This window comes from Burkholderia sp. BCC1644 (genome assembly GCF_902833225.1).
In the GTDB taxonomy this organism is placed as follows: domain Bacteria; phylum Pseudomonadota; class Gammaproteobacteria; order Burkholderiales; family Burkholderiaceae; genus Burkholderia.
Map to the genome: position 1 here is coordinate 307,180 of NZ_CADFEI010000003.1, position 24,916 is coordinate 332,095.

Sequence of the window (24,916 nt, forward strand, 5' to 3'; positions counted from 1 at the left end):
CGTCAGTGAAGGATCGTCGACAGCGGCTTGCCCGAGCCCGCGACCGACTGCAGTTCGGTTTCGGTAACCACGCGGTTCCACATCGCGACGTCGGAGAAGCTCTCGACGTTCGGCTTGACGGTCGTGCACGCGTTGACCGTGTAGCCGCCGCTGTAGTGGCTCGCCGGGTAGCCGCACGCGAGCATGTGGTACTGGCCCGTGCCGTCCTCGTTCACGCCGAAGGTCTTCGTGCCGAGGCCCGGCAGCGCGGCCGCCGACACCGTCAGCGGCGTGCTCTGCTTCTGCTCGCCGAGCACCGGGTCGAACGTGTAGGCCGTCATCGTCTTGCCGACCGTGTCGATCACGAACGCCGCGTACACCCACTGGTTCGCGCTCACGCTCATCGTCTTCAGGTCGTTGCGGGTAGAGCCATCGCCCGCGTTGTACTGGATGTTGCAGGTACCCGACGGCGCGCCCGACGCCTGCGGGAACAGCCCGATCGCGATGCCCGCGTTCTTGCCGCTCTGCCAGTTCTTGTTCGCGAACACCGGCGTGCCGAAGCCGACCACGTCGGTACACGGCGTCTTCAGCCACATGCCGATCGTGAACTGCGATTGCGTCGCGATGTCGGCGTTCTGTACAAGCTTGTAGCCGTCGTAGCCGTTCGTGTCGACGGTCTGCGTCGTCACCTGCAGCGCCTGGCCGCCGAACGGATCGGCGCTCAGCGAGCCGCCGTTCGCGGCGGCCGAGAACGGGCCCATCGTGCTCGCGTTCAGCGCATCGACGGCCGGCAGCGCGCCGAACGGGTAGTACGACGCGAGGCCGTTCTTCAGCGTCGTCGCGAGCGGCGGCGGCGGGGGCGGCGGCGGCACGTACGCGATCCGCGCGATGCTGCCGAGCGGCGCGCCGCCCGCCGTCACCACGTAGTCGAAGCTGTAGGTGCCAGCCGCGGTCAGGCCGAGATCGCTGTCGGTATAGGTCGTCGCGCCGGCCGGCAGCGTCGCGATCTGCTGGCCCGCGCGGTACACCGCGATCGCGCCGCTCGCGGGCGCCGCCCACGTCAGCACGACGCTATGGCCATCGGTGCTGGCCGCACCGGCGAGCTGCGACACCGGCTGCGCGCCGATCAGTTCGCCGCCGTCCAGTTCGTACGCGGACGGCGCGGGCAACGCACCGAACTGCGCGAGCACGGTCGGTGCGATGTCCGCGATGCTCGCACGCGTGTGCAGGTCGGCCAGCGACGCCGGCTGCGCGGCGCTGCCCAGCCGCCCGTTGTCGGCCTGGTTCATCGCGATGAAGGTCGTCGATTCGGACAGCAGCGGCAGGCCGTCGCTGCCGCCGGCCGCGTTCAGGCCATGACCGCCGGTGACGACGATCAGCCAGTTCTCCTTGTTGCGCTTCGCGGTTTCGGCGACCAGCGTGCCGACGGCCGCGTCGAGCTGTTTCAGCGTGTTCGCGTACGCCGCTGCGCCGAGGCCGTAGTTCAGCGCCGCATCCTGCGCCGAATGGTATTGCGCGACGACGAGCGAGTAACCCTGCTGGATCATCGTCGCGCCCTGCTGCGTGACGCAGCTGTCGACCGCCGCGCAGTTCGCGAGCGTGTCGAGGCTGCCCGCGTTGCGTCCGGCCGTCAGCAGCGCCGCGAGCGCCGGAGATCCGACCGCCGCGCCGAGCAGGCCCGCGTTCGCGGTCTTCAGCGTGTCGAAGGCGGTCGGCGCCTGCAGCGCCTGGTTTGGTGCGTCGGACAGCACCTGATGGCGGTTGCCCCACGCGCCGGTGAGCAGCGTGGCCCAGCTCGGCGTATCGAGGTTCGGTTGCTGCGACAGCTGGCCGTTGACGCCGCCGCTATACGCGGGCGCGACCTGCAGCTTCGCGAGATTCGGCAACGTGCCGCCCGCGATGCCGGCCGCGAGCGCCGCATAAGTGACGCCGTCGAGCTCGATCACGAGCGCGCGGTTCGCGACCTGCTGGCCCGGCGGCGTGCCGTTGTTGCCCTTGCCGTTGTCGGTGCCGCCGGCCGCGTTCGTCGACGCGCTGCCGGTGCCGCCCGAGCCATCCATGTTGCCGCCGCACGCACCGAGCGCGCCGACCAAGGTCAGCCCGCACAGCAGCCGCGCGAGAGTGGTCTTCCTCATGTTTCCCCCTGACTGGACTATCCGGACAGGCCCGGAGATCTGCCCGGATTCTGCTCAGGGGATGCGATGCGCGTATTTCGTTTTGCAGAAGCGCGCCGATACAGGTATCGGCTTTTTTGGGGGGAGCCGGACCGGGCGACATCGCCGGCCCGTTGGTGGAAACGTTACCGCCCGTCGCCAAGCGAGCCGAGAATCCCGTACGCGGCCTTCACGCGGTCTTCGATCGGCACGCTGCCGTTCGCGAGCATCACGATCGCGATCCGCTTCGACGGAACGAATGCGACATACGTGCTGAAGCCGCCGGTCGAGCCCGTCTTGTTGATCCACGTAGCGGGATTCGGCGCCAGCGGCGGCTTGATCGCGCTGGCCGGTACCGCGTCGTACAGCATCTTCGGCGCGTTGCCTTCAAGCAGCGTCGGCAGCGCGACCGGGTACGAATACTGTTCCCAGATCAAGTCCTGCGTCAGCGGCCCCGCGCGGAAATAACCGGTGTGCGTGCGGTCGATCGCGCGCTGCAGGCGCGGCGCCGTCTGGATCATCCCCATGTTCGCCTGCACGAAGCGCAGCAGGTCCGCTGCCGTGGTCCGCACGCCGTAGGCCGGCTGCCACAGCATGCCTTGCGTCATCCGGACCGGCTTGCCGTCCTTCGTATAGCCCTGCGCATAGTCGGTCATGCGTGCGTCGGGCACGTTGATGTACGTATGCGTCATCCCGAGCGCGGGAAAGAGCCGCTGCTCCATCAGCGTCGCGAAGTCCTTGTGCAGCGCCTTGGCGGTGAGCCACCCGAGCATGCCGATCGCGACGTTCGAATACTTGCGGTACGTGCCCGGCGCATACTCGGGCCGCCACGCGTCGAGATAGCGGATCAGGCCGGCGTCGTCGCGGATGCTGTCCGGCACCTGCAGCGGCGTCCCGCCGGGCGTGTGCGTGCCGAGCTGAAGCAGCGTGACGACGCCGAACGGCTTGCCCTGCAGTTCGGGCAGATATTTGGCGGCCGGGTCCGCCAGCGACAGCTCGCCGCCCTCCTGCGCATCCGACGCGAGCGTCGCGGTCAGCGTCTTGCTGACCGAACCGATCTCGAACAGCGTATCGCCGTTGACGGGCTTGCCGGACTGCTTCGACAGCACGCCGTAGTCGAACACGTACGGCTTGCCGTCCGCGACGATGCCGATCGCCATGCCGGGAATCGCGTACTGCTTCATCAGCGGCGCGATGTGGCGGGTCACGGTGTCGTGGATGTCGTCCTGCGCGGCAGCGGCCGCGCGGCTGGCCGTTGTGATTGCGCATGCGGCGACGAGCAGCGTCGCGGCGAAGCGTGTCACGTTGAATCGCATGGTTGCGGTTCCTTTGGTATCGAATGGTTGCGTGAGCAACAGGCCGGTACGCGTCACACGGCGATCGTGCCGGCCTGTCGAAGCAGGACTATCCGCTGCCGGCCGGCCGCCAACAATCGACGATATGTTGCGCGAGCCTAAAGAAAATCTTATGAGATACACGAAGCGCCGGATTGCACCGTCGCAATCGCGGGTCGCCGCCCGGTTTGCACGGGAAACCTGTCGGTTTTAACAGCACCGAATCCGGCGAACGAATAGCGCCGCATAAAAAATCCATGAAAAAGAGATAACTCTTGTCAGATTCGCCAACGCCGGCACGCCGCGCGATTGATTCACCCGCGCGGATCGCAGTAGACTCGCAAAAGTAAAAAATAAAATCCATCCTGAGAGAAACAATGAATCACCACTCGTTGATCGCCCGCTCACGCGTCACTGGATGCCGGCCGGTCGCGTGATTTTCACGCGCCAGCCAACCTGCATCGGGACACCTCAACGCTGCCGCGCATCGCTCGCGCGCACGTTCGCCGTTTCGCCCGCCAGCCGAACGCACCGCCAGGGTCTCTCGCGCACTGCCCGCGCACGCCCTGCCTGACCGGAGAGTGACCTCGTGACAGAAACCGTGGCGGCGTCCGCCTATCGGCCGCGCGATGTCGTCAATGCACCCGACATCAAGGCGGCCATCGCGCGCCGCAGCGCCGAGCGCGGCGATCCGGCCGACATCCTCGCGTGGCTTGGCAACCACTTCTTCCGCTGGGTCGTCGGCGCGTTCGAGCAGGCACGGCCGCTCGAGTCGCTCGCCGATTACCGCGCGCTTGCCGGCGCCGACCGGCCGGCGCCAGACTGGCTCGTGCGCCGGTTCCGCGTATCGCCGGCATCCGGCGCGGCGGCCGACGCGGCGCCGCCGGCCGTCGAACCGAAACCGCTCTACTTCATCGATCCCGATCACCTGCTGTTGATCGACCGCGAGCGCGTGCTGGTCGAATTCCTGCGCTCGCGCGCCGGCACGCGGCTCGCGCAGAAGCTGCAACGCATCACGTGCACGATGGCGCTCGACATGTGGGAGCGCGAGCACCAGCGGATGCAGGCGCGTCGCGACAAGGGCTGGGTGCCGAGCAGCGGCCTCGCGCTGCGCGAGGTGATGCGCACGCCGAACGGCGTCGTCTTCGAATTCATCGGCGATCACGCGGCGCTGCGCGAGGAGCTCGCCTACGAGTCGTTCTACATGCAGCACTGCCTCGGCCAGTTCGCGGATCGCCGCCGGCTGCGCGGCGGCTACGGCGAACAGTACGCGCAGGCCGCGCAGGAGGGCCGGCTGCGCCTGTTCACGCTGCGCGGCGCGGGCAACCAGCCGCACGTGACGATCAGCCTGCAGGTGACCGGCGACGGCCTGCGCGTCGACCAGATCAAGGGCAAGCAGAACCGCCATCCGGTACGCCGCTATGCGGACGACGTCCGCCAGTTTCTGCGCACGCTCGCACCGCGCGGCGAGCGTCATCCCGATTGCGAGGGCATGGGGCTCGTGTTCGAACCGGACGCGCCGGGCGCGGACGTCGGCGCCTGGACCTTCGTCACCGACGTGCGCTCGCCCGACCATCTGCTGAGCGTGATGAGCGAGAACTTCCACCTGATCGAGCATTTCCCGCAGCCACCGGCCGTGCTGCAATGGCTGCTGCTGCGCAACGCGCCGTATGCGCTCGGCCAGCTCCGGCAAATCGACCCGGCCGTCGCGGCTGCCGCGCGCCATGCGTTGCCGGCCGATGCGCTGCCGGCCGCGCGCGAACCGGATGCACCGCCGGCAACGGCAGCGTTCGCGATCGAAGGCATCGCGATCGATCCCGCGCTGTGCGCGGCATTCTCACTGCCTGCGACGGTCGACGGGAGCACGTCATGTTGAAACTGCTGATCGGCGCGGCCGTGCTGTGGTTCGCGTGGTACGTGTGGCGATCGTTCCGAACCGCCGCGCGGATGGTGCGCGAAGTCGATGCCGACCAGGAAGCGGGGGCCGACGGCGCGGTCCCGGTGCGGCAAACCACGGCCGTCAGGCTCGCGCACTCGCTGGCCGACCAGGCGCCGCCGAACCGCCGCCGCTGGGCGCTCGCGCTCGCCGACATCCTGCTGATCCGCAACGGGCTGCGCTGCGATTGCGACGACCTCGTCTACGCGCTCCCGGACGCACAGCGCGAGAAACTCGCGCGCCAGATGCGGCGCGAACTCGACCTGCCGGCCGACCTGCCCGAGTGGCAGATCGTGCAGCGCGTGCCGCCGATCCTCACGGGCTGGATCCGCGGCGTCGGCCGCTCACACGAAGGCTTCTACGAACAGCTCGCAGCCGTTGGCCGCGTGCGCGACGCGCTGGCGTTCGATTGCGCCCGCACCGCGTTTCTCGTGCGCTGCATCGCACTGCTCGGCTGGGCATCCGAACAGCACGCGTGGGTCGTGCTGCTGCTCAACGCGCAGCGCGCGCAGGACAGTTTCGACAGCTGGGAAGACTTCGGGCTCGCGTATGCGCGAGCACGCCAGCACTGGCTGCGCGGCAGCGGCCAGGACGGCCCCGCGTCGTCGCGCGCCACGCAGGAAGTGCGCGAGCACCTGCGCAATCCGTCCGGAAACTGGCTTTCGCTGCCGTGGAAGCGCTATCGCATCTTCGATCCCCAACCCGTTTCGTCATGACCACCGACACCGACATGTCCTCCGCTCCCGCCGACCTGATTCCGCCCGCGAAGTCCCGATGGTTCATCTGCGACGTCGACGCGCTGTTGCGCGCGGGCGAGTTTGCCGCGCTCGACGCGCAGCTCGACGCCGCGCTCGCCGCCAGCTTCGCCGACCGCACGGCCGAAGCGCTGTACGTCGACGCGCTGCCGGCCGACGTTCAGCCATGCATCGACGCCGGCGCCGACGGCCTCGCGCGCCTGCGCGCATGGCAGGCCGCGAACCCGCGCTCCGCGCACGCGTGGCTGTGCGAAGCGCATTACTGGCACCACTGGGCCTACGAATACCGCGGCTCCGGCTGGGCCGAGACGGTGACCGAATCCGGCTGGATCTGTGCGCATGCATGCGCCGCGATGACAGTCGTCGCCGCGCTGCGCGCGCTGGTGCTCGCGCCGACGATGTGGAGCGCGCCGATGGTGATCTTCACGAGCGTGTCGTCGTTCGGCGAGCCCGAGTGGCTCACGCAGCTCGTGCGCGAGCGCCGCTGGCCCATCACCGAACTGCACCTGAACGTCGGCGCCGAAGACGAGGCCACGCGCGCCGAACTGCAGCGCATGCTCGCGCGCTCGGGATTGAATCCCGACGTGCCGGTCGCGTGCCCGGCCGAATTTCCCGAAGCGCTGCCCGGCCCGGTCCAGGGCAAGAAGCTGCGCAAGGAGAAGTGGTACTGGATGGAAGCGACGCTGCACGTCCACCGGAGCCTGTTCTTCCCGATGCGCACGTTCATCTGGTACATGCAGCCGCGCTGGGGCGGCTCGCACGACCATGTCCGCGCGTTCGTCGACTCCGATGCATGCGCGCACCTCGATGCGGTCGAGAAGGACCGGCTGCGCCACGAGATCTGGCGCGACGATTACGCCGGCAATACGCTCGATCCGGATGACGGCGAAGACGATGCGCGCCGCGCGATGGCCGCGACGCTCGCGCGTGCGAAGGCCGCGCTGCATCCGTATCACCGCTGGGAAACGCTGCACTGGCTCGCGTACAGCCATTTCAAGCGCAATGAGGACGAACAGGCCTACGCGCGGCTGCAGGAAGCCGAGCGCCACGAGCCGATCGACGACAATCGCGCGATGGCGATGGGCTTGCGGCTGACGCTCGGCCTCGACCCGCAAGGCGACTGGCTGACCCGTGCGATCGAACGTGCATCGGACGCACGCGCATGCACGTCGGCGATGATCCTGCGCGGCTATGCCCATCGCACCGGCACGTTCGGTTTCGCACAGGACGACGCGCGCGGCGACGCATGGCTCGAAGCCGCACGGTTGAACGAGCCTGGCTCGCTCGCATGGAACCAGCTCGCCACCGCGCTGGAATACAACAACCGGCGCCCCGCCGACGCCGTCGCACTCTGCCAGCTCGGCTACGAGGCGGGCGGCGATTCGTGCGGCTACCTGCTCGGCTGCTTCTACAAGGAAGGCACGGTTGTCGAGGCCGACCCGTACCGCGCCGCCCACTACTTCCGCGAGTCGATGGACGCCGGCGGCAACATGGCCGCGTACCGGCTCGGGTACACGTACCACCACATCGGACTCAACAGCACGGACCGCGACGAACGCGCGCGCATGCAGGTCGAGGCCGTCGAAACCGCTCGCAAGGCGCACGAAATGGGGCACACGGACGGCCTCGAGTGCATGCTGATGTTCATCGGCGACATCGAGGATCATTCGTCGCGCCACCGCTATGTCGACGAGTTGCGCCGGCATGCCGACGGCGGCCACCCGGCCGCGATGGCCGCACTGTCGTTCTTCTTCGCCGACATCAGCGACAAGTCGCTCTACGACTATCGTGAAAGCGTGCGCTGGATCATGGGCGCGCAGGCGATCGCCCCGGACGACGAATACGTGCTCAACATCACGCGCGTCAGCCACGAGGACGGCATGCTCGCGAAGCTGCGGTACAAGCTGCAGCGCAAGCAGATCAAGGCGCACGAGATCCCCGGCGCCGACAACGCGATGGTCTGAGCGCCGACGATGCGCGCGTGCCCGGCAACAGGCCGCGCGTGTCACCCGCGCGTTACCCCGGCAGCCGGTCGAGAAACGCCAGCATCGCCGCGTTGAATCGCGCGGGTCGCTGCAGCGGCGCGAAATGGCTCACGCCGGGCAGGATCGTCAGCGTTGCACCGGGAATCGTGCGTGCGAGATACGCGGCATGCTCCGGCCGGATGAATTCGTCGTGCTCGCCCTGCACGATCGCCACCGGCACCGCGATCGCCGCGAGATCCTGCTCGCTGTAATCCGGTTGCGTGCGCATCATTTCGCTGACGGCCGCGACGAATGCGTCGAACTGGCCGGGTGTCGCGGACAACTGCGCGTAGTCCTTGCGGTGCCGCGCGAAACAGCGCTCGATCAGCGGGCCCGGCACCATCTCCTTCGTGCCGCCCGGGTCCATGTTGCACGCGAAGAAGAACACGCCCGCCGCGCGCTCCGGTGCGCGGGCCGCCAGCACGAGCGCGATGCACGCGCCGTCGCTCCAGCCCACGAAGCGCGCACGGTCGACGTGCAGCGCGTCGAGCACCGCGAGCACGTCTGACGCCATGCGTTCGTAGGAATAGGGTTGCGCGTCGCGCGTGCTGCGGCCGTGGCCGCGGCTGTCGATCAGGATCGCGCGATAGCCGGCCGCGAGCAGCGCCGGCACCTGGTTGCCCCAGTTGCCACCGTGGCCGAGGCCGCCATGGAGCAGCACGACCGGCGGGCCATGGCCGAACGACGCGTGCCAGATGCGCGCGCCGTCGTGTGCAAGCCAGCCTTCGGCATCGGCCGCCGGCAGCGGCGTGCCGCCATGGGCGTCGAAGCGGACGAGTTCGTCGTCGTCGAGTTCCGCATTCATCGTTCTGCCGTCCTGTCGAGGGAGACGAGCTTGCGATTGTAATGCGTGTGGCCGACGCAGCCGTGACGGCTGCGCAGCCCGAAGCCGTCAGGCCTGCGTCGACACCAGCCCGCCCGACGACGAGTTGCCCGACTTCTGGAGCGCCGCCGCGAGCTGCGAGATCGCCGTCGACAGCGCCGCCGAGATCGAGCTGGCTTCCGCGCTCAGCGTCTGCTGCTCGATGACCGCGGACGGGTCGTCCTTCGCGCGCTGGGCCGCGTCCGCCATCTGCCGTTCCAGTGTCGCGAGCTGCTTTTGCAGCCGCTCGATCAGCGCCTTCAACTGGGTGACGGCAGGATCCTCCGCCGACGATGCGCCCGCCGCGCCGAGCGTTTCGCCGGTGTCGCCGGCCGCCGCCTTCGTGCCGGTGGCGCTGCTCGCGCCCGTCGTGCCGGTGCCGCCCTTGGCAGCTGTCGTGCCGTCGGCGGACGAAGCCGCGGCCGGGGTGGCCGACGTGTTTGCGGTAACGCTGCTGTCCGCCAGTGAGGCGCGCGCGGTCGTGGAGAGATCGATCTGCATCGTGTCGGTCCGTGTGTGTCGGTAAACGAATCGTGACGGGGCGGGAAATGCCTTCCAACTCGTTTACGGCATTCGTCACACGAAACTTGAATGCCGGGGTCGGACGAATGCCGAGCAGATCGCCGCATTCCACGCGCGAAAGGGCCAGATTGGCGCCACGGCGGCGCTGGTAAAATTGCGGTTTCGCCGGCCGGCATCGTGCGTCGACCGCCTTCGGGCGCCCGCGCGCAACGTCGCCGGTTTCGACTCCCGCCCCGTCGGGCGCGGCATGCCACGCGTGCCGACGCCGCAATCGCGGCGCAGCGGGTCGCCTTTTCCGTCCGCCTTCGTGACCCGCTCGCCGGTTCGAGCGGCGAACGCCGTGCGGCGCGCGCTCCATTCATTACGTATTCGAGGAACACACGATGGCCCGCATCGGCGCCTTCTGCATCACGACGTGGCTTGCCGCCGCGATTCTCTACTTCGGCCAGCACTCCGTCGCGATGATTGCGTTGAGCGGTGTCGTCGTGTTCGGCGGCTTCGATCTGCTGCGTCCGTAACGCACGTCAGCAGGCCGCGAACGTCGCCACCGCCGGATCGACCGCCAGCGCACGCTCGTTGAAGACGACCGGCACGCCGCCGAGTCCCAGCTTGCAGTTCGGACGATCGAGCCGCCACCCGTCGATGCGCAGCGCGACGCGCGACACCGGTGCGCCACTCGCATGCGGCAGGTCGATCGTGATCCGCCGCTTCGCACCCGGAACCAGGTTCAGGTAGTTGTCGCTGTAGAACGCGGGCAGCACGCGCGCACCGGTCGACGGGTCGAATACCTGCAGGTGCGTCATCAGCGCGATGCCGGCCCCGACGTTCGCGACGTCGACCGTGATGCGCGTCGTCGCGTCGTCGGCCTCGGATGCCGTCGCGCCGACGGCCACTGCCGCCGCCGGCATCGCATCGAGCGACGTGTAAGCCGTGTCGCCGCCGTCGCGCTGCCGCCAGTACACGTTCTCCGCGAGCGCATTGCCGCCTGCATCGGTCAGCGCGAGCGCGACGACGCACACGTCGGATTTCGCGGCAGCCATCGCCGCCTTCAGGTTCGCCACCACACGATACGACGCCTTCGCCACGCCGCCGACATCCGCGGTGGTCCGGCTGCTCAGCGTGCCGTCCAGGTTGTACACGCGCATCTCGACGCGGCCCGTGACGGCCGCCGCCGTGTGGTTCGCAATCGTCACGTCCGACGTATTCGCATCGAGGATCGCATTGACGCGGCGGCATCCGTGCCGGACCGCGAAGAACGACGCATGCGCCTCGAGATCGTGGCTGTACATCTGCCACACGAAGCTCGGTTGCGCGGGGTTCGTCATCCACATGATCACGCCGGTGGCAGGCGACGTGATCTTCCCGGCCACGGGGCCGATCATCACGGCCGCATTCGCCTCGTAGATCGAACGGATGCACTCGTAGTTCATCATCTGCGCCTTGCGCACGAAGTCGGCCAGATTCCGGATCGCACCGTAGCGCAGCGCCGTCATCGCGATGTAGCCGGCGCCGCCCTGCTGGCCGACCTGCGCGTAGTACGCACCGTTGCCGTTCATGTCGCGGTCGGCCCAGAAGTCGTCCGGGCATTCGTACGAACCGGGCGGCAGCATCGATTCGACGAATTCGAGTGTGGGAATCGAGTGCGAACCGACTTCGTTGTGGAACGCGACCGACGTCGTGCCGTAGCCACGGCCGAACGCGGCCTGCGGCGACGCCCAGTTGTACGGGCCGCCCGACGAATAGCCGTTGACCGCGCCGGCGCCGGTATCGCCCGCCGAACTCGTGAGACACAGGCGTTGCGGGTCGAGCTCGGCGACGAGCGCGTCGAGCCCCTTCACGAGCGCCGGTGGCGGTGAGCCCTCGTTGCCGCCGCACCAGAGCAGGATCGACGGACGATGACGGTTGCGCGCGATCACGTCGCGGATGTTGTCGAGATCGCGCGGCACGTTGGCGGCGCCCGAACCGTCGCCTTCGGTCGAGAAGAAGAAATCCTGCCACACCAGGATCCCGTAGCGATCGCACGCGTCGAAGAAATCGTCGCTCGTGCTCTGCCCGTTCCAGTTGCGGATCAGGTTGAGGTTGGCGTCGCGATGCAGTCGCACCTGATTGAACAGCCGTTCGCGCGGAATCCGCTTCAACGCTTCGTCGAGCCCCCAGTTGCCGCCCATCACGAGGATCGGCAAGCCGTTGACGGTGATGCTCAGTTGCGTGCCCATGCCGATATCGCGCGAATACTCGATGCAGCGCAGGCCGACGTTCAGCTTGCGCTCGTCGGACAGCACGCGCCCGACCTTGATCCCCACCGTCACCGCGTAGAGATCCGGATCGCCATACCCGTTCGGCCACCACAGGCGCGGCCGCCTGATCGACAGTGCCGCGATGTCCGACGACGTGAGCGACACCTTCGTCGTCGTACTCGATGCGGGAATCGCGATGTCATGGCTGAACGTCGCGCCGTTGCCGATGCTGCCGACGAGCGTCGCGACGAGGTCGATGCCCGAGCCGTTGTCCAGTTCGAGATCGAGCCGCAACTCGGCACGCGAGAGATCGGCCGACAGCGTATGAGCGACATTCAGTGCGGCGATGCGCACCGCGCCGGTCGTGAACCACCGGACCGGCTGCCAGATGCCGAGATCGCGGTCGGGAATCGTCGGCAGCCAGTCCCAGCCGGCCGAGCAGAAGAAGGTCGGCCCGTTCTTCAGCGTGACGCCGGTCGGCCCGCCGTTGCGGCCGCCACGCGTCACGCCGCTTTTGTAATTCGGCAGCAGCGGCCCTTCGGAGAAATCCAGCTTGACGACGCGCACCGCCAGATTCGCTGCGCCGCCCGCCTGCGGCACGAGCCGCGTGATGTCGAATGCGCCTTGCTTGAATGCCCCTTCGAGACGGCCGACGAGCGCGCCGTTCAGCCAGATTTCGGCGCAGTAGTTGACGCCGCCGAAGTTCAGCCACAACCGCTGCCCCGGCCGCCGCGCCGGCGCCGCGAAGGTCGTGCGGTACCAGTAGTCGGTGTCCTTCAGCGTATCGGGAACGGTGTCCGTGACAATGCGGCCGTAGAACGGATCGGGATACTTGCCGTTGACGATCATGCTGTTGAGCACGGTGCCGGGCACCGTCGCGGGCGCCATGCCCGTCATGCCGCCGACGCCCGACAGTTGCGCACCGCTCGCACCCGGCAGGCTGCTTGCGGGCGCGAACGTCCAGTTCTGCGCGAGATCCTGCGCCGCCAGCAGGCTGTGCTCCGGGTCGGCCGGCACGCCCGGCACGGTGGGCGTGACCGTCGCCGGGCCGTCGGCGCCGGGCATGCCCGACGAGGCGGCAGGCGAATCGATGTCGCCGTTGCAGCCCGCGAGCCAGCTCGTGCCGACCAGCGCGGCACCGTAGGACAGGAATTTGCGGCGTTCTTTCGATGTCACGTTGCGTTCCTCCCTGATGGTGTCGTCGTCAGTGCGCGCCAGCCTGGCCCAGTCGCATTGCAGAGGGCGACGCGCCTGCCGTCATGCGCGTGTAGTCCGCGTTCGGCCCGGACGGCGGCGTCAGGTTGTCGGCGGCCGCCCATTGCGTCGGCGTCGCGGACAGCGCGTAGGTCATCGTCCCGCCGTTGGCGATCGTGCCCAGCGGCAGCCACGAACCCGCATAGTCCGCGCCGTTGACCTTCAGCGACTGGATATACGCGAACGACGGATGACCCGACGCGTCCATCGCGACCTGCTTGTCGCTATCGAGCCGCAGCGTCTTGCCGTTGCCGAGCCAGACGGTGATCCCGCCGAACTGCGGCGTGGACAACGCGAGCCCGGCTTCCGACGGAATGACCGGGAACATGCCGAGCGCGGCCCACACGTACCAGCTCGACGTCGCGCCCATGTCGTCGTTGCCCGGCAGGCCGTCGCGCGCGGTCGTGAACGCCTTCGACATGATGATCGGCAGGATGTACTGCGCGCCGCTCGGCTGGCCGGCCCAGTTGTATCCCCACGGCGACTGGAACGACGGTTCGTTGCCGATGTACAGGTTGGTGGACGACTCGCCGCCGTTCAGGTCGGCGGAGCCCGGCACGGTCGAGAACGGCGTCGTGATCGCGAACAGGTTGTTCAGCCGCGCGACGGCCGCCTGCTTGCCGCCGATCGCGTCGATCAGCGCGGTCCAGTCCTGCGCGAAGGTCCAGAAGTAGTTCGGTTCCGTCGATTCATGGAACGAACCCTGCACGAGCGTACCCAGCGTGCCGGGCGCCGAACCGGACGGCGGTGCGTTGCGCGCGGCGATCACCTTGTTCGTGTAGTCGAAGATGTTGCGCCACCATCCCGCCCGCGTGTACAGCGTGCCGATGTTGTCCGGCGTCACGCCGACCGACGGCGCGTTCAGCACGCCGGCCGGCAGCGCCTGCAGGAACGCGGCGGCCGAGCGGTCGCTCAGCACGCGTTCGATCGTCGCGGACGACGAATGGCCGTCGTCGCTTTGCGACAGGTAGTGGGCCGTCAGGAAATTGGCGAGCCCCGCCGCACTCGTGCGGTCGTTGCAGGCGCTCGACGGATCGAACACGGACTGCTTCGTCAGCCGCGCAGCCGACACCAGGTCGAAATCGGTCGCGCCGAACTTGTACGCGCCGGCGATTACGTTCAATGCGTTGTCGCCGGCCATCGGCGTCGAGTCGTCGCTGCCGTCGACCCAGTGCGGGAAGGCGCCGCACTGCAATGCGTCGACGACGAGCGACTGCATCATGTCGCTCGATTCCTTCGGCGCGAGCATCGCCAGCAGCTGCGCCTGCGACCGGTACGTGTCCCACAGCGAGAAACCCGTGTAGTGATCGCCTGCGCCGCCCTGCGAGCCGTCGGCGCGCCGGAACGCGTAGTCGCCGACCTTCGCCGTCGCGCGCGGCGGGATCGTGCCGGTCTGGTCGACCGACTTCGGATAGCTGCCGTCCGCGTTCCGGGGCTGACGCATGCTGCGGAATTCGCCGTTCGCGTCGCTGTAGAGCGTCGGCGTGCCGAACACGCGATAGAGCGCGGTATAGAACTTCGTGAGGTTCGCCTTCTGCGTCGCATCGAGCGATGACGGATTCGCGGCCTGGTCGATCTGGATCGTGTTGAGCCGGTCGTTCCACAAGCCCGACGCGTTCGTCCGTGCGTCGTCGAACGCGAGCTTTTCACCCTCGCCTTTCAGGTTGGCCTGCGCATTCCGGATACTGACGGACGAGATCCCGACTTTCACGGTTACCGTCCTGTCCGCATCGGTCAGGTCGAATTGCAGCGTCGCCGCGCCGTTACCGGCCGTGTTCACCGACGACGCGCCGGCCTGCTTGCGCAGCGGCTTGTCGAAGGTCGCGTAGAAATACACGGGCGCATTCCATACCGTGCCGTACGGCGTGCAGAATGCCGGCGCCACGGCCTGCCCGCTCAGCGACTTGCCGTCGCTCGCGAGCGCCAGCGAGACGTTGTTCGCGGTGACTTTCGTGCTGCCCGAATCGCTGTTGCCGTTCAGCTTCGCATCGATCGAGAAGAAGCCCTTGTCCTTGTTCGTGTACGTGAAGCGCGCGATGCCGGAGCGCGCCGTCGCGCTCAGCTCCGTCACGATGCCGTTCGCGAGGCGCACCTTGTAATACCCCGGCTGGGCCGTTTCATCCGCATAGCTGTACCCGATGCCGATCGGCCGGCCGCCCGACGCCACCGCGGTCGCCGCATCGGTCGGCAGCATGGCGACCGTACCCTGCCCCGGGCAGCCGACGCCGCTCAGGTGCGTGACGCTGAAGAAGTCGATCGTGCCGCCCGAGCCGCCCGACGACAGGTAGCCGCCCGAGCCGTTGAAGTTGTAGCGCGGCGTGTTCGGCCCGAAGTTCACCATGCCGAACGGCACCATCGCGCCCGGGCTCACGTTGCCCGCGTAGCCCGAATCCGCGTTGACCTGCGTGCCGATCAACGGGTTGACGAACTGGGTCAGCTGCATGTTGACGCGCTTGGGCGGCGCCGGTTGGCCGGGCTGCGACGGCTGGGAGGGTCCCGCGGTCGGCGGCACGGTCGACGGCGTATCGCCGGCGCCGTTGCTGGCCGTCGGAACACTGCTCACGTCGTCACCGCCACACGCGGCAAGCGCTGCACAGGTCAGCGCAGCGACGAGCAAGAATCGTGGATTTTTCATTTTTTGATTAGTACCGTTAATTAAAACGATTAATCCGGCGTCGATGATGGTTCGAAGCGCCGCCATGCTTGTGACCTGGCGTAGCACATCGGCGCCACGTGGCGCGATGCCGGATGGTCCCCCCAGGCGGCATCGCGCTGATTGCCACAGGCATGTGCCCGGCAACGATCGTTGCTGCCACAACCGTTGCCCCCTCCTCCTGTTTCCGGGAATGTCACATGCTTCCCGCAGGCTTACAGTGCCCCAATGACTGTTTATTCACTACAGGAAGTTTCCCGAATTTTCAGTTTGTTTAACTAAACAATCAGGCGTTAAGTGGCTTTGGGTACAAATTTCCACCATTTGTTGCGTTGCAGCGGCCGTGCAGAGGGGCGTGCATCGACGGGCGCCCGGTGAATCCGGGCGCCGCATGAACTCACGGAGAGGAACGAACGGGATGCCGTGCGCGTCAACGCGGCAGCGTCCTCAACGACGACGGCCCGCCCGTCAGCGCGATCCGCTTGCCCGTATCGCGCAGCTTGCCGCCTTCCACCGCATACAGTGCAAGCTGCCGTTCGACGTTGAACTGCACGATCACGTGCCGGCTGTCGGCGGTAAACACGATGCCTTGCGCGGCCTCGCCGCCGGGCAACTCGCTCACCTTCACGGCCTGCCCGTCGCGGATCGCGAACAGCAGCACCTTGCCGAGCTTGTGGCGGCCCGGGTTGTCCGGCGTCAGGTTCGAGCCGTCCATTGCCTGCACCGCGATCCATTTCCCGTCCGGCGAGATCGCAACGCCTTCCGGCAGCGACGGCACCGTCAGGTACTGGACCGTGCGGAACGGCACGCGCGATACGTCGATCAGCGCGATCGAATCGGCATCGCCCGCGAGCGTGCCCGTATAACCCGGCAGCCCCGCCAGCCCCACGTTGCTGACGACGGCCCAGCGGTTGTCGCTCGACACGTCGATCGTGTAGGGCGCGACGCCCGTGCTCAGGCGCGTGCCGCTGTCGGTCACCTTGCCGTCGTCGACGTTCAGTACCGCGACGCCCTGCTCGTCGCGCAGCGACACGAGCGCGTGCTTGCCGTCGTGCGTGAAGCTGATCCCGGCCAGCCGCTTCTTGCCGATCTTCAGGTTGCCGTCGAGCGTCACCTGCGTGCCGTCGATGCGCAGGATCGACACGCTGCCGTCGACATTGGCGACGAGCGCGAGCCGGCCCGAGCGGTCGATCGCGATCCCTTGCGGATGCGTGCCGAGCTCGATGCGTGCGATCGCGGGCGGCGCGGCGTCGAGCTTCACGACCTGCAGGAACGTGTCGAACACGAGCTGCTTCGCGGCCGTGTCGTAGCGCGTCGGCGCGCCGACGAGCGCAAGCTTCGCGTCAGGCGTGATCGCGACGGCCTGCGGCGGCCCCTGGATGCCGTTCTCGACGTCGACCTGCAGCGCGACCTTCGGCGGGAACGTGCTCGCGTCGAGCAGCGTCAGCGTGTCGGCGGGCGGAGAAGGCAGATAGGTGTCGCGGCCCTCGACGCGCTGATACTTGCCGTCGTTGCCGGACACGATCCAGTCGGCGGCGTGTACGGCAACGGCCGTCGTGGCGAGGGTCAGCGCGGCGAGCAGGCGCGCGCTGCGCAGGCGGAAGGGATTCGAATGCATGGCGGTCGGTTCTCCGGATCGGTTGCGGACGCAATGGATGGCACGACCCTGCTGCTCGACGGGTCGATGCCATCGCATGATGCCGGAAAGCGCGCAAATCCGGCGTCTCGCGTCGCGGTCCGTCACGCTGCCGATCGCACGCCCGACTCCCACTGCGCGACATCGTCGAGCGGATAAACCGGCCGCGCGAGCCGCTCGTAGCGGAACAGCCCGTAGTCCGAGCCCGTCACGCCGCGGCTGTCGCACTCGACCAGCGCGGCCGCAATCGGCACGAACACCGGCCGGCAATACATCCGCGACTTCAGCAGCAGGAAGCGTGCGCGGCGCGGATCGACGCCGACGCTCTCGAACACGCCGAGATCCCAGGGCTCCTGCGTGCGCTCGGTGACGACCAGCGTGGCCGCGCCGATGTCGAGCACGGCCGCGCGGCCCATGTACGCGCGCTGCCCCGTGTAGGTCGGCCCGGTAATCACGTATTCGCCGTCGGTGATCGCGCGCACGACGCCCGTCGCGCGGAACGGTTCGCGCCGCACGCCGCCATGCGACGGCAGCCGGTTGCCCACCGGCACCGTGACCGTCGCGCCGACGCCCGCGTCGATCAACGCCGCGACGGCCTCCGGGTCGCACAACGGCCCGCTGACGATACCGTCGAGCCCGTGCGCGAGCGCAGCCTCGAGCAAGTCCATCGTGTCGCACGGGCCGCCCGACATGCAGTTGTCGCCGTGATCGAGCATCAGCACGGGGCGGTTCGCGCCACGCGCGAGCGCCGCGGCCTGCGCGACCGATTCGTCGAGCGGCGCGCTGCGATAGACGAACTCGTCGCGCGCGTCCCAGATCTGCCGCGCGATGCGCTCGGCCACCGCGTCAGCCGCGGCGCGGTCGCCATCGCCCACCACCACCACGCTGATGCACGGCGCGGGAATGTCCGCGAGCGAGAAACCGGGCAGCACCGATACCGCCAGCATCCCGTCGGCTTCGGCCGCGCGCGCGGCCTCCACCGCGCGCCGCATCGCGCCTTCCGCGCTCGCGCTGCGCAACGTCGACGTCATCAACGGCGGCTGCCGCCATGCGAGCACCGGCTGCGCGCGACCATGCAGCCGGTCGAACAGCACGCGCGCCGCATGCTCGCCCGTCTCGTACATGTCGACGTGCGGATAAGTCTTGAAGCTGACGATCACGTCCGCATGGTCGATCATCTTCTGCGTGACGTTCGCGTGCAGGTCGAGCGCGACCGCGATCGGCGCATCGGGCAGTGCCGCGCGCACGCGCGCGAGCAGGTCACCCTCGCCGTCCGCGCTCTGCTCGGCGACCATCGCGCCGTGCAGGTCGAGCATCACGGCATCGCAACCGGGCGCGGCCGCGACGATCGCGTCGCAGATCGCCGCATACGCGCCGGCCGCAACGGGCCCGCTCGGGTTCGCGGCCGCCGACACGGGCGTCACGACGTCGGCGCCTTCGCGCGCCGCCGCGTCGATGAACGCGGCCATCGCCGTGCGCATCCCGTGGTTCGCGCGATACGCCTCCTCGCCCCAGTCGGGGCCGTTGCGGCCGAACGCGGCAAGCGGTGTCGGCACCGGCGAGAACGTGTTGGTCTCGTGGTTCATCCGGGCGATCAGGATCTTCATCGCGCGCGGCCCTCCCCGCACATGCCGTCGTTCATCTGCGAAACCTGCATCGTCGACCTCCTCGCAATCGATCAAAAGGTGCGGCGTCCCGCAGGACGCCGCCACCCGGTCAGCGCGCTTGCGCGCCGCTCAAGCGTACCCCGTCGTGCCCTTCGTCTCCAGATATTCGACGAGGCCGAACTCCGCATACTCGCGCCCGTTGCCCGAGCGCTTGTACCCGCCGAACGGCGCGGCCGGGTTCCACGCCGGGTAGTTGATGTGGACGTTGCCGACCCGCAACCTTGCCGCGACGCGGCGCGCCCGCTCGAGATCCTTCGACTGCACGTAAGCCGCGAGCCCGTAGACCGAATCGTTCGCGAGCGCGACGGCTTCTTCTTCGGTCCGGTAGGTCATGATCGCCAGCACCGGCCCGAAAATCTCCTCGGTCGCGATCGTCATGTCCGGCGTGACGTTCGAGAACACCGTCGGCCGCACGTAGAACCCGTCGCCGAGCCCTTCCGGCCGGCCGGGGCCACCGGCGACGAGCGTTGCGCCTTCCTCGATCCCGAGCCGGATGAAGTGCTGGATGCGGTCGAACTGCGTACGGCTGACGACCGGCCCGATGCCGGTTTCCGTCGAACGCGGATCGCCGACGACGGTGCGTTCCGCTTCGCGCCGCGCCGCCTGCTCGGCCAGCGCCAGATGATCGGCATGCACGAGCATGCGCGTCGGCGCATTGCACGACTGGCCGCTGTTGCTGAAGCAGCTGCGCGCGCCGCGCGTGACGGCATCCTCGATATCGGCGTCGGGCAGGATCAGGTTCGGGCTCTTGCTTCCAAGCTCCTGGTGCACGCGCTTCACGGTATCGGCGGCCGCCTTCGCGACCTCGACACCGGCGCGCGTCGAGCCCGTGAACGACACCATGTCGACATCCGGGTGCCGCGACAGCGCATCGCCCACCTCATGCCCGTAGCCATGCACGAGGTTGAACACGCCGGGCGGCACGCCGGCCTCGTGCAGGACCTCCGCGAACAGGATCGCGCTGAACGGCGCGATCTCGCTCGGCTTGAGCACCATCGTGCAGCCGGCGGCGAGCGCAGGCGCGACCTTGCAGACGATCTGGTTGATCGGCCAGTTCCACGGCGTGATCAGCGCGCACACGCCGATCGGTTCGTGCGACACCAGCAGCGCATCGGTCTGCGTGCTGAAGCGGAACGACTGCAGCGCGCGGATCGTCTGTTCGAGGTGCGCGGTGCCGACTGCAGCTTGCGCCGCGCGCGCAAACGCGATCGGCGCGCCCATTTCCTGGCTGATCGTCTGCGCGACCTCTTCGTAGCGGCGCTGGTAAATCTCGAGCACGCGCTTCAACAGCGCGACGCGCTCGTCCACGGACCAGCGCGAGTACGTGTCGAAGGCCTGTTTCGCCGCGCCGACCGCACGATCGGCGTCGGCCGCGACGCCGATCCTGAGCTGCGCATACGGCCGCGCGGTGGCCGGGTCGATCACGTCGATCGATCGTGCATCGGCCGGATCGAGCCACTGGCCGTCGATATAGGACTGCTGCGAGGTTCGCATCGAATGCTCCTTGACTGGAGGACGCCGCGCTCAGCGCGTCGCCCGTGCGTAGGTGTCGACGAGGATGTCGCGGATCTGCGCGACGAACCACACGATCTCGTCGCGTGACATCACGAGCGGCGGCGAGAACTGCAGGATCGGCGTGCCTTCATGATCGACACCCGCGCGACACAACAACCCGGCGTCGAAGATCGCGGGCGCGAGCAGCGTCGACACGAACGCCTGCGCGCTGATGCCGGCCGCCCAGCGGCGCGCGGCCTTGTCGGTCACGAGTTCGAGCGAATAGTGGTAGCCGTCGCCGCGCACGTCGCCGACGCACGGCAACTCGAGCAGGCCGTCGAGCGTCTGGCGGAATACGGCTTCGTTGGCGCGGACATTCTCGAGTACGCGTTCGCGCGCCATGATCTCGAGGTTCGCGAGCGCTGCCGTGCAGGCGACCGGATGGCCGCCGTACGTCGCGCCGTGCAGGAACATCTGCTGCGGCCCGTCGAGCACCGTGTCGACGACCGCATCGCTCGCGATCACGCCGCCGAGCGGTACGTAGCCCGACGCAATGCCTTTCGCGAACGTGATGATGTCCGGCTTCAACCCGTAGCGCGCCGACCCGAAATATTCGCCGAGCCGGCCGAACCCGCAGATCACCTCGTCCGCGACGAGCAGCACGCCGTGCCGGTCGCAGATGTCGCGCAGCCCCGCCGCGTAGCCGGCCGGCGGCGTCAGGCTGCCGCCCGCGTTCTGCAGCGGCTCGACGACGATCGCGGCCACCGTATCCGGCCCCTCCTGCACGATCAGCGATTCGATCTCGTCGAGCAGGTGGCGCGTGAACTGCGCTTCCGTCTCGCCCGCCGGGCGGCCGTAGCGCTTCGTGTTGCCCACGTGCCGCACGCCCGACATCAGCGGTTCGAAATGCTTGCGGAAGTTCGTCATCCCGTTCAGCGCGAGCGCGCCGAACGACGTGCCGTGATACGCGACGCGACGCGCGATGAACTTGCGCCGCTGCGGCTCGCCGCGCGACTGGTGATACTGGCGCACCAGCTTGATCGCCGATTCGTTCGACTCCGAGCCGCTCGACGTGAAGAACACGCGGTTCAGGCCCTCGGGCGCGAGCGCCGCGAGCTTGTGCGCGAGCCGGATCGCCGGCTCGTGGCCGACACCCCAGTTGGTCGCGAACGGCAGCCGCACCATCTGCTCGCGGATCGCATCGCCGATCTCCGCACCGTGGCTGTAGCCGACCTGCACGCAATACAGCCCGGCCAGCCCGTCGAAATAGCGCTTGCCGTTGCGATCGACGAGCCAGCAGCCTTCGCCGCGCTCGAACACGGTCAGCGCGTTCTCGCGATACGCATCGGCATGCGTGAAATGCATCAGCAGATGGCGCTTGCCGAGCGCCTGCAGGTCCGCATCGAGATTGACGTCAACAGCGTTCATGGGTCACTCCTCCTTCAGGGTTTCAGAACCGGCGCCGCACGGCCAGTCATTCAATTCATCGACAGCGTCGGTGCCGGGCGCGTGAAGCCGCGCGTCAGCCACACGAGCTGGCAGAGTCCGAGCACGAGCCAGCCGATGCCGACGTAGAACGTCTGGCGCGACAGTCCCGACCAGAGCCACACGTTCATCGCGAAGCCGATCGCCGGCATCACGCCGAACGTGACCCAGCCCGCGACGTGACGGTGCTCGGGCCGGCCCAGATAGCTGCGCATCACGCACAGGTTCACGATCGCGAACGCGACGAGCGCGCCGAAACTGATCATCGTCGACGCGAGGTCGAGCGTAATGAACAGCGCGGACAGCGACACGACGCCGACCGCGAGCGTCGCGCGCACCGGCGTGCGCAGCCGCGCATGCAAGTGGCCGAATACGCATTCGGGCAGCACGCGGTCGCGGCCCATCGCAAACAGCACGCGCGTCACGCTCGCCTGCCCGGCCATCGCGCTCGCGAAGCAGCCGGCCACGTACACGGCGACGAAGAACGCCGACAGCGTGCCGCCGCCGATGCGCCGCATCAGGTCGAGGCTGGCCGAATCGAGATCCTTGAACGCGTGCCAGTCGGGAAACACCACTTGCCCGACATACGCGATCAACATGAACAGCAAGCCGCTCGCCAGCGTGCACAGCAGGATCGCGCGCGGCACCGTGCGCCGCGGCTCGCGCGTCTCCTCCGACAACGTGGTGACCGCATCGAAGCCGAGGAACGACAGGCACAGGATCGCGGAGCCCGCGAAGATCGCGCGCGCATCGCCCGACGACGGCAACGCGACGGCCATCGCCAGCCCTTCGTTCGCGGCGACGCGCGCCGATGCGATGACGAAGATCGCGATGAACACGAGCTGGCTCGCGATCAGGATCAGGTTCACGCGGTTGACGAGCCGGATGCCGACGATGTTCAGCCCGGTGATCAGCGCGATGCTGCCGACGATCCACACACTGGCCGGCACGCCGGGGAAAAGCTGCTTCATGTAGATGCCGATCGCGAGGTAGCTGATCATCGGGATGAACAGGTAATCCATCAGCAATGCCCAGCCGACCATGAAGCCGGCCGACGTGCCGAAATTGCGGCTCGCGAACGTGTAGGCGGAACCGGCGCTCGGCATCAGCCGCGCCATGTGGCCGTAGCTGCGCGCGGTGAACAGCATCGCGACCAGCGTGACCGCATACGCGGCCGTCAGATGCCCGTTCGTCTCGCTCGTGACGAGGCCGTAGGTCGTGAACACCGTCATCGGCAGCATGTACGCGAGACCGAAGATCACGAGCGTCGAGAGGCCGAGCAGGTGCGGCTTGCGGCGTTCGTCCGGGTCGCCCCGATGCGCGGGCGCGCCGACATCATGCGTCGCGGCGGCGAATGCGGTTCGACCTGGCCTGTCGTTGTCCATGCTGTCCTCACGTCGGTGGCGTTCATGACCTCAACACGCGTGCGTCCGGCGCTGCCGGCGGGGCACGACTGGAAGAAAGTGTGGAGCGCCAAAAAATCGAGGACGAATGAGAAATGCGGACGTAATCGAGGGATATTTTCGGACACGATGTCGTGCATCGCACCGTCCGGCCCTGCATGCTGCTGTGCCGCACTGGCATTTTGCGGACATTCCGGCTATGTTCTACGCGACCCCGTCACCGTATCGGCATCATGGACAGCCGCTCCCAACGAAACCAGAGCCGTGCCGAGCGCAGCCTGCGCACATCGCTCGGCCTCGCGCGCCCGGCCGGGCGCCAGGAGGATATTCCGGCCACCGTCCACGCAATCGCGGTTGCGCTGGACGAGTGCCGCGTGCGGCACATCGACGGCGCCGCGCTGCTCGAAGGCACGGGGCTTGGCGCGGACGAAGTCGCGTCGCCGAACCTGCACGTGAATCGCGGCCAGGAGCAGCGTTGCTTCCGCAACCTGCTGCGCTGCAGCGGCGTACCGTCGATCGGGCTGTCGATCGGCGCGCGGCTGCACGTGTCGACGCTCGGCCTCGCCGGCTACGCGATGCTGATCTGCGGCTCCGTGATGCAGGCGTTCCGCTGCATGGGGCAGTTTCCGCTGTTCATGGGGCTGTATTTCGACGTGCGCATCGATACGTACGCCGATGGCATGAGCGTGACCATCGGCCGCTACAACGGCGAACCCGATCTCGAGGGATTCCAGGTCGACATGTGCCTGTCGAGCCTGCGGCTGATCGTGTCCGACCTCGTCGGCAAACCGGTGTGGCCGGAACAGGTGCAGCTCGTGCGGCGCACGCCGCGCAACGCGGCCGACTACACGCGCCACTTCGGCTGTCCGGTCGCATTCAATGCGGCCGACAACCGTCTCGTGTTCACGTCCGTGAACGGCACGGAAGCGCCGCGTCTCGCGAACGAAGTCAGCTTCAATGCGCTGCATGGCCAGTGCGAAGTGCTCGAACGACAGTGGGCCGCGTCGGTCGGCACGCGCTTCGCCGATCGCGCGAAGGAGCTGATGGCGCGCGACCTCGCGCGCTTCAAGTCGATGACGTCGCTCGCGAACGCACTGCACCTGACGGAGCGCACGCTGCGCAGGCGGCTCGACAAGGACGGCATCACGTTCCAGTCGCTGCTCGACGAAGTGCGTCATGACGAGGCGGCGCGGATGCTCGACGACCACACGCTGACGGTCGCGGCGATCGCCGAGCGGCTCGGCTACAGCGAGCCGCGCAGCTTCCGTCATGCGTACCGGCGCTGGACGGGAAAAACGCCGCGCGCGGACACCGAAATCGACACGTAACGTCGCTCGCGCATTCCGTTTCGGAACGACGGCGCCGTCTATTAGTTTGGAATTCGAATCATTTTCACGAAGACCGGCGACGTCGTCGATCTCGATGCCGCCACACGAGCGCGCGCCTCGCCCAAGGTAGACGCGATCTTTCGATTGCTCTATACTCGCCCCAACTTCATCACAAAACGCATGATCTCGTGCGC

Annotated in this window: 16 protein-coding genes; 5 read left to right on the forward strand and 11 right to left on the reverse strand. The window is 68.0% G+C overall.

The window, feature by feature from the left end; all coding sequences use genetic code 11:
- Positions 1–2: 2 nt before the first annotated feature.
- Entirely contained in the window at positions 3–2,114 is a 2,112-nt protein-coding gene (locus tag HWX87_RS07890; RefSeq protein WP_176046603.1) for a hypothetical protein, read from the reverse strand.
- 164 nt (positions 2,115–2,278) lie between these two features.
- Positions 2,279–3,448 (reverse strand): class C beta-lactamase, encoded by a 1,170-nt coding sequence (gene ampC / locus HWX87_RS07895; RefSeq protein WP_176046604.1) that lies wholly within the window; start codon positions 3,446–3,448, stop codon positions 2,279–2,281.
- A gap of 607 nt (positions 3,449–4,055) precedes the next feature.
- Between ampC and HWX87_RS07900 the strand changes: the two genes are divergently transcribed.
- From HWX87_RS07900 to HWX87_RS07910, 3 genes are read left to right on the forward strand one after another with little or no spacing between them, the layout of a single operon-like run.
- Positions 4,056–5,342 (forward strand): hypothetical protein, encoded by a 1,287-nt coding sequence (locus tag HWX87_RS07900; protein ID WP_176046605.1) that lies wholly within the window; start codon positions 4,056–4,058, stop codon positions 5,340–5,342.
- On the forward strand, positions 5,336–6,118 hold the full coding sequence (locus tag HWX87_RS07905) for a DUF1266 domain-containing protein (protein WP_176046606.1): 783 nt from the start codon (positions 5,336–5,338) through the stop codon (positions 6,116–6,118). The genes HWX87_RS07900 and HWX87_RS07905 overlap by 7 nt, the downstream gene beginning before the upstream one ends.
- Before the next feature lie 14 nt (positions 6,119–6,132).
- Entirely contained in the window at positions 6,133–8,121 is a 1,989-nt protein-coding gene (locus tag HWX87_RS07910; RefSeq protein ID WP_244137627.1) for a DUF4034 domain-containing protein, read from the forward strand.
- A gap of 52 nt (positions 8,122–8,173) precedes the next feature.
- Here HWX87_RS07910 and HWX87_RS07915 read toward each other — a convergent pair whose 3' ends face one another.
- Both HWX87_RS07915 and HWX87_RS07920 read right to left on the reverse strand, forming a co-directional pair.
- Positions 8,174–8,986: an alpha/beta hydrolase gene (locus tag HWX87_RS07915; RefSeq protein ID WP_176046608.1), complete on the reverse strand. Its 813-nt coding sequence runs from the start codon at positions 8,984–8,986 to the stop codon at positions 8,174–8,176.
- 87 nt (positions 8,987–9,073) lie between these two features.
- Positions 9,074–9,544 carry a hypothetical protein gene (locus HWX87_RS07920; protein WP_176046609.1) on the reverse strand — a complete coding sequence of 157 codons (471 nt, stop codon included), beginning with the start codon at positions 9,542–9,544 and terminating at the stop codon, positions 9,074–9,076.
- Between the two features lie 404 nt (positions 9,545–9,948).
- Here HWX87_RS07920 and HWX87_RS38230 point away from each other — a divergent pair, with 404 nt between their 5' ends.
- Positions 9,949–10,083 carry a hypothetical protein gene (locus HWX87_RS38230; protein WP_006405345.1) on the forward strand — a complete coding sequence of 45 codons (135 nt, stop codon included), beginning with the start codon at positions 9,949–9,951 and terminating at the stop codon, positions 10,081–10,083.
- A 6-nt stretch (positions 10,084–10,089) separates the two neighbouring features.
- On the opposite strand, the gene HWX87_RS07925 is transcribed toward HWX87_RS38230, so the two are convergent.
- The 7 genes from HWX87_RS07925 to HWX87_RS07955 all read right to left on the reverse strand — a co-directional run bounded on the left by HWX87_RS07925 (position 10,090) and on the right by HWX87_RS07955 (position 23,376).
- On the reverse strand, positions 10,090–12,978 hold the full coding sequence (locus tag HWX87_RS07925) for a sugar-binding domain-containing protein (protein ID WP_176046610.1): 2,889 nt from the start codon (positions 12,976–12,978) through the stop codon (positions 10,090–10,092).
- 28 nt (positions 12,979–13,006) lie between these two features.
- The gene (locus tag HWX87_RS07930; protein ID WP_176046783.1) at positions 13,007–15,499 is read right to left on the reverse strand and encodes a glycoside hydrolase domain-containing protein; all 2,493 of its coding nucleotides are present in this window, start codon (positions 15,497–15,499) and stop codon (positions 13,007–13,009) included.
- A gap of 640 nt (positions 15,500–16,139) precedes the next feature.
- Positions 16,140–17,327 (reverse strand): beta-propeller fold lactonase family protein, encoded by a 1,188-nt coding sequence (locus HWX87_RS07935; RefSeq protein ID WP_176046611.1) that lies wholly within the window; start codon positions 17,325–17,327, stop codon positions 16,140–16,142.
- Positions 17,328–17,449: 122 nt separating this feature from the next.
- Positions 17,450–18,952, reverse strand: a complete 1,503-nt coding sequence (locus tag HWX87_RS07940; RefSeq protein WP_176046612.1) for a M81 family metallopeptidase — start codon at positions 18,950–18,952, stop codon at positions 17,450–17,452.
- 129 nt (positions 18,953–19,081) lie between these two features.
- On the reverse strand, positions 19,082–20,506 hold the full coding sequence (locus tag HWX87_RS07945) for an aldehyde dehydrogenase family protein (protein WP_176046613.1): 1,425 nt from the start codon (positions 20,504–20,506) through the stop codon (positions 19,082–19,084).
- A gap of 30 nt (positions 20,507–20,536) precedes the next feature.
- On the reverse strand, positions 20,537–21,934 hold the full coding sequence (locus tag HWX87_RS07950) for an aspartate aminotransferase family protein (RefSeq protein WP_176046614.1): 1,398 nt from the start codon (positions 21,932–21,934) through the stop codon (positions 20,537–20,539).
- A 50-nt stretch (positions 21,935–21,984) separates the two neighbouring features.
- Positions 21,985–23,376 carry an APC family permease gene (locus HWX87_RS07955; protein ID WP_176046615.1) on the reverse strand — a complete coding sequence of 464 codons (1,392 nt, stop codon included), beginning with the start codon at positions 23,374–23,376 and terminating at the stop codon, positions 21,985–21,987.
- Positions 23,377–23,627: 251 nt separating this feature from the next.
- Between HWX87_RS07955 and HWX87_RS07960 the strand changes: the two genes are divergently transcribed.
- The gene (locus HWX87_RS07960) at positions 23,628–24,722 is read left to right on the forward strand and encodes an AraC family transcriptional regulator (protein WP_176046616.1); all 1,095 of its coding nucleotides are present in this window, start codon (positions 23,628–23,630) and stop codon (positions 24,720–24,722) included.
- Positions 24,723–24,916 lie beyond the last annotated feature (194 nt).